This is a genomic window from Brevundimonas sp. P7753, assembly GCF_013386595.1.
GTDB classification, from domain to species: domain Bacteria; phylum Pseudomonadota; class Alphaproteobacteria; order Caulobacterales; family Caulobacteraceae; genus Brevundimonas; species Brevundimonas bullata.
Genome location: NZ_JACARP010000062.1, coordinates 25,492 through 34,962 on the forward strand (window position 1 = coordinate 25,492; position 9,471 = coordinate 34,962).

5 protein-coding genes and 1 pseudogene are annotated in these 9,471 nt (G+C 67.6%); 3 read left to right on the top strand and 3 right to left on the bottom strand.

Features of this window, described 5'->3' with window-relative positions:
* Positions 1 to 41 precede the first annotated feature (41 nt).
* Entirely contained in the window at positions 42 to 2,960 is a 2,919-nt protein-coding gene (locus HX774_RS12650) for a TonB-dependent receptor (RefSeq protein ID WP_178827231.1), read from the top strand.
* 1,920 nt (positions 2,961 to 4,880) lie between these two features.
* Positions 4,881 to 5,381 (top strand): annotated as a pseudogene (locus HX774_RS20105) (alpha/beta hydrolase family protein); the annotation flags it as partial.
* Positions 5,382 to 5,405: 24 nt separating this feature from the next.
* Here HX774_RS20105 and HX774_RS20110 read toward each other — a convergent pair.
* The 3 genes from HX774_RS20110 to HX774_RS12665 form a co-directional block, all read right to left on the bottom strand.
* Positions 5,406 to 7,034, bottom strand: coding sequence for an asparagine synthetase B family protein (locus tag HX774_RS20110; RefSeq protein WP_255500439.1), 1,629 nt, complete (start codon positions 7,032 to 7,034; stop codon positions 5,406 to 5,408).
* Positions 7,035 to 7,141: 107 nt separating this feature from the next.
* Positions 7,142 to 7,867 carry a lasso peptide biosynthesis B2 protein gene (locus HX774_RS12660; RefSeq protein ID WP_178827233.1) on the bottom strand — a complete coding sequence of 242 codons (726 nt, stop codon included), beginning with the start codon at positions 7,865 to 7,867 and terminating at the stop codon, positions 7,142 to 7,144.
* A 201-nt stretch (positions 7,868 to 8,068) separates the two neighbouring features.
* Positions 8,069 to 8,566: a helix-turn-helix domain-containing protein gene (locus HX774_RS12665; RefSeq protein WP_178827234.1), complete on the bottom strand. Its 498-nt coding sequence runs from the start codon at positions 8,564 to 8,566 to the stop codon at positions 8,069 to 8,071.
* A gap of 199 nt (positions 8,567 to 8,765) precedes the next feature.
* Between HX774_RS12665 and HX774_RS12670 the strand changes: the two genes are divergently transcribed.
* Positions 8,766 to 9,392, top strand: a complete 627-nt coding sequence (locus HX774_RS12670) for a GntR family transcriptional regulator (RefSeq protein WP_218650411.1) — start codon at positions 8,766 to 8,768, stop codon at positions 9,390 to 9,392.
* Positions 9,393 to 9,471: the final 79 nt, after the last annotated feature.

The following is a 9,471-nucleotide window of genomic DNA, read 5'->3' on the forward strand; positions in this document are numbered from 1 at the left end:
CTCTTCCCAAACGCCATGGAGCGTTGTGGGGAGTCCTGAAGATGAAACGTCTGAGTTTAGTGTCCGCCAGCGCGATTGCGGCCTGCCTGTTCGCGGCCAGCCCGCCCGCCTGCGCCCAGGAAACGCGCGCCTTCAACATTCCCGCCGGCTCGCTTCGCGACGCCTTGAACCTGTTCGCGGCCCAATCCGACCAGCAGATCCTGTTTTCGAGCGACCTGGTGGCGGGACAGCGAACCGCCGGATTGAGCGGCGCCTATGCGCCCTCGGTCGCCCTTGATCGACTGCTAGCGGGCACGGATCTGGTCTGGAAGGAGACCCGACCCGGGGTGATCTTTCTTGGCGCGGCTGACGCCGCGACCGACGAGGTCACCCTGCTCGAGGAGGTAGTCGTCACCGGCAGCCTGTTGCGCGGCTCTGGACCCCTGTCGTCGCCGGTCGTGGTTCTGGATCGCGACGCGTTGGATCGGCGGGGTCGCGCGACCGTGGCGGACGTGCTCGCGGATCTGCCGCAGAACTACGCCGGGTCGGGCACGCCGGCGGCGGCGCTGGGGTTCGTGGATAGTTCGGGTGGCAACAGCGCCCTGGCGACGGGGATCAACCTGCGGGGGCTGGGTGTCGGTTCGACCCTGACCCTGGTGAATGGCCGTCGGCTGGCGGGGACAGGATCGCGCGGGGCCTTCGCCGACGCCTCGGCCCTGCCGTCGGCGGCGGTGGCGCGCGTCGATGTCCTGCTGGACGGGGCGTCCGCCCTCTACGGATCGGACGCCGTGGCGGGGGTGGTCAACATCATCATGCGGCGTGAGTTCGACGGCCAGGAGAGCCGGCTGCGGATCGGCGCGCTGAAGGGCGGGGGCGAGGAGGCGATCGTCTCCCATATGGCGGGTCGTTCGTGGGACACCGGGGTGGCCTACCTGGCCTACGAACACCAGTCGACCAAGGGGCTGAGTATGCGCGACCGGCCCTATACGGCCGATGGAGACCTGCGACCGTTTGGCGGGACGGACCGGCGCAGCCTCTTCTCTTCACCGGGGAATATCGTAGCGGTGTCCGGCGGCGCCTTCGCGTCGCAATGGGCGATCAGACTTGGCACCTCGGGTTCGGCAGAGGGCCCGGCCGACTTCGCGGCCGGGGAAGCCAACGGGACGGCCCTGCTGTCGGGCGCGGACCTCATGCCGGATGTACGGCGCGACAGCCTCTATGCGCGGGTGCGGCAGTCGGTCGGCGACCGCTTTGAAGCCAGCGCAGACTTGCGCTTCAGCCATCGTGCGTACGGCATGGACAATGCGCCGACGAGCACGGTGTTTCCCGTATCCGCCGCCAATCCGTATTTCGTTTCTCCCAACGGCGCGCCTGTCCACCTGATCGCCTATTCCTTCTACGGCGATCTTGGACCGACACGGATGAAGGGGAGCTCGCGGAGCCTGGGGGTCACGGCCGGCGGCGTCTACGACCTTGGGGCGGGCTGGTCTTTGGACGGCTATCTCGGCCTGGCGGAAGAGCGCGGCGAGAGCCTGATCTTCAAGGCCGTCAACAGCGCCTTCCTCGCCGAGGCGCTCGGGAATGTTCCGGACAACCCGAACACGGCCTACAGCCCTGGCCGAGACGGCTATTTTAATCCGTTCGGCGCAGGGAAGGCCAATGACCTGGCGGTCCTCGACTTCATCAGCCAGGGCTATTCTCACAGCCTGGAACGGAGCCGCTCCGGCTCGGCGAACCTGATCGCGAGCGGGCCGCTCATGACACTGCCGGGCGGCGATCTCGATCTGGCCGTGGGGGTCCAGGCCCGGCGGGAGAGCCTTGCCTCCAGAACCCGCAACCTGCTTTCAGCGACGGCGCCGCAGGAGATTATCGAACCCGAATATGAGCGGTCTGTCCTGGCGGCGTTCGCGGAAGTCCGCATCCCCCTGGTGGGAGCCGCCAATCGCCGACCGGGCGTCGAGCGTCTCGAACTCACGGCGGCGGCGCGGTTCGAGGACTATGACGACTTCGGCTCCACGACCAATCCGAAGATCGGGGCGGTCTGGTCGCCCGCGCGCGGCTGGAACCTGCGGGCGTCCTACGGAACATCTTTCCGGGCGCCGGCCCTGACCCAGATGTTCGACGCCTCGGCGGCGACGATGACGACCGTGCCGCGCGGCGACGGCCTGCGAATTCTGAGCGTCTATCTCTACGGAGGAAATCCCGACCTCGGGCCGGAGACGGCGACGACCTGGACCGCCGGTTTCGACTATGCGGGAGATAGGGGCGCGCGATTGAGCCTCGGCTACTTCGACACGCGGTTCTCGGACCGGATCACCCAACCCGTCAGCGAGAACCTCCAGGCTGTTTTGACGGACCCGTCGCTTGCACCTTTCGTGCGGCGGATCGATCCGGCGAACGATCCCGCCGACCTCGCCCTGGTGCGGTCCTATGTCGATGCGCCCGGCTTTCCGGCAGCGGGTCTCTATCCTCCGGAAGCCTACGGCGCCATCCTGGATGGACGATGGGTCAACGCAGCTGCTGTCGAGGTCCGGGGAATCGATTTCGCCGGCTCCTATCCCCTGATCATCGGCGCTCAGCAGTTTTCCCTCGATGTCTCCGGGTCCTGGTTGCTCGCCTATGATCAGCAGACCACGCCGGCGGCGCCTTTGCGTTCGGTGCGCGGCTTGATCGGCTATCCTGCGGAATTCCGGTCACGTGCGGGCGTTTCCTGGACAGGAGGCCCATTCACGGCGGGCTTCTCATGGACCCATGTCGCCGCCTATGAGGATCGAGCTGGCGCCAGGATCGATGCCTGGAACACAGCTGACCTTCAACTGGGGTGGGAAGCTGGAGACGGCCTCCGCGCCCTGTTCAACGTCCAGAACCTCTTCGACGCCGATCCGCCCTTCTACGACTCCCCTGCGGGGGTCGGCTTCGATCCTGGCGGCGCGGACGCCCTTGGTCGGGTCATCTCCCTTCAGCTGATCAAGCGCTGGTAGGCCGCCATGGCAAAGCGCAACACCCTCGCCGTGGCGGGGATCGCCTTCGCATGCCTGCTTTGGGCGAGCGAGGGCAGGGCGGAGAAGCGGCCCGCCGTCGTCGACGACATCCTGTCGATGTCGAGCTTCGGGGCTTCCTCCCTGTCGCCGGATGGGCGCTATGCCGTCTGGGAGCGGCAGGGGCCCTATGACCAGGGACCGCGCTTCGACCGCGACTGGCGTTCCGCCTGGAGTTCAGGGATGCTGGCGGTGGCGGACCTCGAAGCAGGAAGCCCGCCGAGGCCTATGGCGGGCGGGGCGAAGGGGCTGCTGCTGGGGCCCTGGTCGCCGGACGGACGTCGTCTCATCGTCTATCGGCTGGTCGGTGAAACGGCTGAGGCCGGGGTCGCCGACGCCAGGACGCTTCAGGTGCGATGGACCGGAATGACGCCGGACATGCCGCTGAACGGCGCGGGCGCCGGCTGGCTCGACGCCGACCGGTTCGTGTTGAGCGTCAGGCCCGAGGGCGGCACCCCGTGGCAGCTTCGCTTCCAGACGCCGGGGGCCGAGCTCCAGGCCGAACGTTGGCGGCGCAGCCGCGAGGGACGGACGCCTTCGCGACTGGTTCTGGACAGTCGGGACGCCGCCGTATCGGCTGACGATCCGGTCGACGCCCAGGTCCTGATGACGGTGCGCGCCGAGGACGGCGCGACAACCAGCACGCTCAAGGCGCCGATACGAGACCTTCAAACTTCTCCGAACGGCCGCTGGACGGCCGTCCTGACCCAGGGCGAGGCGACGCCGTTGCGGCCGGAGGAAAGGACCGTCCAGAGCGCGGTGTTGCGGCGCGGACGGCTCGTCCTTGTGGAAAGCGCCACTGGCCGCACCATGGCCGTGGACACCGCGCTGGACGTCGCGCCCAACCTGTTGCGTTGGTCAGCGGACTCCCGCGAGGTCGTCGTCTGGGCGCGACGCGACGGTCAGACCTGGCGGGAGGGCGGGTTGATCCGCGTGTCGACGGATGGTGTGACGCGGAGCGTCGAGACTGCGGGTCTGGAGCCCCGGGAGAAGGGGCGCACGATCGACGACCTGAGACCAGCCCGGGTTGATTGGGTTGGCGATCGCCTGTTGTTCTACGCCCGTCCACGAGACGGCGAACGCTTCGACTGGTGGCGCTTGGATTCGGATGGGCCGGTCGCCGTGACACGGCGGCTTGCCTCAGTCCCGGATAGACTGACTTCTGTGGGGCCTGACTTCGTCATCCTTGTCGCGGACGGCGGCCTTTGGCGGCTGTCGGCGACAGGCGAGATCGCGCGCGTCGTGGATGAGGGGCGCGGCCTGACATCCGCTGAACCCGTCAATTTGCTGGATACGGTGCGCAGCCGGGCGAACAGCGCCGCCCGACGGACCTGGTCGCCCCTTTTTGAGAAGGGACGATTGGCGGCCGTGACGAATGACGGCGGCCTGCTGTGGCGCTCACAGGAGCGTTGCGGCGGCGAGAGCAGGGTGCGGGCTGCGGTCGGCGAACGGGCCCTCCTGACCTGTGACATGGAAGGGGTCTCGACCCTTACGGTCGAAGGGCCAAGCGGCAGGCGCATGCTCGAGGCGCTGAACCCGGGTTTCGCCGACCTGGAGCTGGCGAAGCCCACGGCGATTACTCATCTGGATAGGCTTGGGCGCCCAACGGTCAGCTACCTGTACCGGCCGCCGGGCGTCCCGGCGGAGGCGATCCGCGGGGTCATCGTCAACTTCTACCCCGGGAGCGTTGATAGCGGCCGTTGGCGCGACGCACTGAGCCTGCGGTCGGGCATGCGGTCGCCGATCCTGGCCATGGGCGGCTACGCCGTCCTGTCGGCCAGCACGACGGCGGAAGACGAGAGCAAACGCGCCGAGATGCTGGACGACTTTGCGTCAGGGCTGAACCTGGCGATCGACGCCGCCATGGCAGCCGCGCCTGACCTGCCCTGGTCGCGGCTGGCCCTCTACGGCCATAGTTTCGGGGGCTACGGCGCCCTGGGCGTCGCGGCGCGCACAGATCGGTTCAGGAGCTATGTCGCCTCGTCAGCGCCGACCCTGACGTTCAGCGAGTGGGGAGAGCCCATGCCGGTCAGTCGGCTCTGGCCGAACGAAGGACCGACATGGAACCAGACCATTGGCGCGACCGAACGCGGACAGGCGGCGATGGGCGCTCCGCCATGGGCGGCGCCCGACGCCTACGCCAGAGCCAGCCCGATGCTGGGAGCGCCCTGCATTGCGGCGCCTGTCCTGCTGATCACGGCGGATGGGGACTATGTGCCGGCCACGCAGGCTGAAGTCATGTTCTCCGCCCTGCATCGCCTGGGCAAGCGCGTGCGCCTGGTCACCTACTGGGGCGAGGGACACGGCAAGGCGAGCCCCGCCAATTTCCGCGATCTCCACGGTCAGATCTTCCGGTGGCTGGACGAAACGATTGGAGCCAGCGGGGCTTCAGGCCTGAAGCCTTTGGTCCCAAGCCCGCACCCAACCCTCGAAGAGGGCCGCGACAAGGATGTCCGGGTAGCCCCCATGACGGATCAGGGCGTCACGTGTCAGGATCGCCTCGGTCGCGGCGCGGTCAATAACGCCGAGCGCGGCCAGCCGTCCGTCGAGCAGCCAGGGCCGTAGGTCCTCGAGGCCGTCCGCGATCATCCGGCCAAAGAAGGTGGTGAGCTCCCCCTTTGAACGTCGATTGAGAATCTCTGGCGGGAGCCGCTCCTGGAAGGCGAGCCGTGCGAGGGCGCGGTCTCGCCGACCGAGCGTGAGCTGGGGCGTCGACAGGCCCAGGCAGGCTTCGATCACGGGCTGGGACAGCAGGGGATGGAAGACGTCGACGGCGGCGGTGAGCCGGCTGGGACCATGGAGGCCGTGGCCCTGGAGCAGGCTGAGGACCTGAACGGTCTTGGCCGGTCCCCAGGCAGCGGCGTCTCTTAGCCATGGGTGGGGAGCTGACGGTGCTCCGAGAGGGGCGAAAAGGCCTAGGCTTGGATGCGCTGCATCGGCCTGTGCGCGGCGTCGTGCATCCCTCAGAAGAGTCCAGACGGAGCGCTCGTTGAGGCGGGCCAGCTGGACAAGATCGGGTGAGGCGAGCGCGCGCCAACCTTTCAGTCTCCAAAGATCGAAGAAGACTTCCGGCGTCGCGGGCTGAACCAGCATGCCGTCGCCGCCCTTGCCCGTGAACACGGCCTGGGCGCCAACATCGGCGCAACGGACGGCCCATTCATGGTCGAAGGCCCCATCAAGCGCGGCAAGCGAGGGGCGAAGGCGCTGCGGCGCGGCTTCGAGTTCTTCACGGGTGAGAGGCGAAGCGTGACGAGCGAAGGTCGTTACCTCGATGTCGAGATGTTCGGAGAGCCTATCGACGAAGCGGCGTTCATCCGCCCCTGGACCGGGACCAAAGGCGTTGAGCCAGAGGCGGACCGGGCGGCGCGGATGCAGCGCGGCCGCCACCAGGCTGGAGTCGAGACCGCCTGACACCTCGGCGGCGACGACGTCCGCCGCTGAGGCCAGGCCGTCCACGGCTTCGTCCACGGCCTCTCGGAGATGGGCGGCCGCCTCGGACGGCGTGAGTGCGATCAGGTCGGGGCGGTGAATATGAGCCGCGGGGCTCCAGAGGGTCGTCGTCTCGTCTGTGACGAGATCCCGCATCTCGCCGGGAAGGAGGGCGACAGGGCCGTCCAGCAGGAGCTCGGCGCCGAGGGCAAGGGGGTTCCTGACCGCCGCGGATATCCGCTCGACCGAAATCCGCCAGTCAGCCGCGACGGTCCGTATGAGGGCGTCAGGGACGTCAGACGCGACGAAGGTCAGGCCGTGAGCGGTCCAGACCACGGCTTCTCGTGCGCCGGAGGGATCGCGCAGCGCTGCGGAGACCGCCCCGGCCGGGTTGAGAATGACGCCGACGAAACGGCCCCAGATCCGCGCCAGGAGTTTGAAGTCATAGGCGCGACGATCTTGGTCATCGACGGCGGGAAAGACGGGACGTCTGCGGTCGAAAATGTCACCGATCAGGGTCCATGGGCCGATCTGACGGATGGACGGCGGGCGGGGACCCCAGGTGATCAGCCAAGTCAGTGATGACAAGGCGTGAGATACATAGCCAAGACGCTCCGCCTCGTCCCGAACCGCGCGAGACAGACGCTCGCCGTTCGGATCGTCCGGACGCCGGCCGCAAAGAAGAAACTCGCCCATCAGGCGGCCATGATGGGCGTGAAGCCGCTGACACGGTCGAGGGAATCGCCGACGACGGCGTCTCCGACCTGGACCCAGCAGTGGGCGAAGAAGGGCCAGGTTCGCACGCCGAACACCCAGTCGGCGTCCAGGCCGCGCTGGCGGAGATGACGATGCAGCATCCAGGACCGTTGGAGGCAATCGCCTTCGAAGGGGGCCCAGGGACGTATGATTTCGAATGCGGTCGCCTCGCGCAAAACGGCGGCGAGATCGCGCCGGCCTGGCTTTTTGTTCTGGCGTCGAGCGGCCTGGAGCAAGGCGGGAAGCGAACGGCGCTTGAACGCGAAGGTGCCCGAAAGAGCGTTGAAGAAGGCTCGCGCCTGAACAACTCGCGACGATGGAGCCGCTAGGCGGAGAGCTTTTGTCGCCAGCGGGAGGGCGCGCCGAGTGGGCTCGCGCGTCGCTGAAGTCAGCCCGGCGACGGCGAGATCGTTCAGAATCGTCGGCTCCGCGGCAACGCCCCCGCCTTGGCGAACAGAATGCAGCAGGGCGGCGGCGCCGACCATGAGGATATAGGCGTCGGCCTTCACATCCAGGACCACGATGTCTTCATCCACCCACGCCAGATGCACGCCGGGCGCGAGATCGATCTCCGGTAATCGAGGCATGGCGGGTCTCCGGGCCGGCAACCGGGCGGCCGCCTTTGGCGGCCGCCCGGCGCGTCTCACATGGGGAATTTCGACCACAGGCCGGCCGTTTCGACGAAGTCGCCGCGGATCTCCAGCCGGGTGAGATCTTGTGCGCTGCCGACGCGCACCAGTTTCAGCACTTGGGTCTGCATGTCAGTCTCCTGGTTCAATTCGCCACCTATCGTGGCGGACCCAGAGAGCGCCCGGAGCGACGGTCGGTGAAGCTATATCTGGAGTATATCTTGCGTCGTCGGTCGCTCAGCGGCCGGGCTTGGGGCGCGCCTTGGCGAGGGCGTCTTGGCCCGTCCGGATCCAGGCGAGGGCTTCGGTCTGGGCCGCGCTCGCATCGGCCAATCGATCAAACATTGCTGTCACCGCGCTGACGATCGTGCGGACGTCGAGATCAGCAATGCGCTCGCCCTGAGTTCTGTAGAAGGATTGGAGACCGACCGTAAGGGAGGTGACGAGCTGGTTGTCGGCGGTGAGAACGGCGAGCTCAGGCGCTCCTATGGAAACCGCCATCGCCAGAGCATGGGGGTCGCTTCGAGTAGCGCGGGCGAAGCGATGGATATGGTCTGGATTATGACGGGCCTCGCCCGCCTCGAAGCGTTGGTAGGTGCGCAGCGGCATGTTCATGGCGTCGGCGACTTCGCTCGAGCTCATGCCGCGCAGGCGTCGAACGGCCCGGATCGCCGATGAGAGCAACGCGCCGTCATGCGTAGAGGCCGGCGGAACGCCTTTCGTTTCCGCATCCATTTTGCACCCCGTGATTGCAGCCGTTGAGGCCGGAACGACGTGTAGCGACGAAGACCGCGCCGCTTTCCGGCGCGTCCACCGCCAGCGTTCGGCGGGATGGCGACGTTCTTCGGCGCGAGAGAACGTTGGTGTCCCTCAACTCATTGGAGAACCCGGCCTCGCTGTTCAATAGTTTTTTGATCCGAGGGGAGGTGACATTGTGACCCGCAACCGCGATCCGTTCCATCAGGCGCTTGGCAGCCTGAGGTTGCGCGTGGAGCAGGGCCTCTATGGCGCGGGGCGGCCTGTCGTGATCGTCGAGGAGGCGCAACGCCTGCGATTGTCGACCACGCCGGTGCGCGAGGCCCTGGCCTGGCTGGCCGGCGCGGGCCTGGTCGAACGCGCCCCGCTCGGCGGCTACGTCACCCTTCAACTGGATACGGCGACGGTGCGTGACCGCCTGGCCTTCCGCCTTCATTGCCTCAGGCTCAGCCTTGAAGGCACAGGCGGCCTTCCGGCCGCGCTGACGCCGGATGAGGACGGCGCGCGGGCCATGCTCCATCGCGATCTCGACCGTCTGGTCCAGAGCAGCGGAAGCGACGCCCTCCTTGACGCCTTTCGGCGGGTCTCGTCGCGCCTAGCCCAGATCAGAGGAGCGGAGGAACAGGTCTTCGCCGACCTGGACGACGAAGCCGCCGGGATCTCCACTCTTCTGGCCCAGGCGGACATCCAGGCGCTCGAAGCCGCGCTGAGCCGTTACCATCATCGCCGGATGGAGGCCGCAGCCCTCCTTGTGCTGGAAGCCACGACCGGGGCTCCGCCGGACATCGCGGGCGATCCGTCGTGAAGGGGCGGCTGGTTGGCCTGGCCGTGGGAGCGGTCGCCGGGTTGACGGCGGGGACCCAGATGTTCGCCTGGACCTACGG

Coding starts and splice junctions, on each gene's coding strand:
- HX774_RS12650 (WP_178827231.1), top strand. CDS start 42: ATGAAACGTCTGAGTTTAGTGTCCGCCAGCGCGATTGCGGCCTGCCTG.
- HX774_RS12665 (WP_178827234.1), bottom strand. CDS start 8,566: ATGGATGCGGAAACGAAAGGCGTTCCGCCGGCCTCTACGCATGACGGC.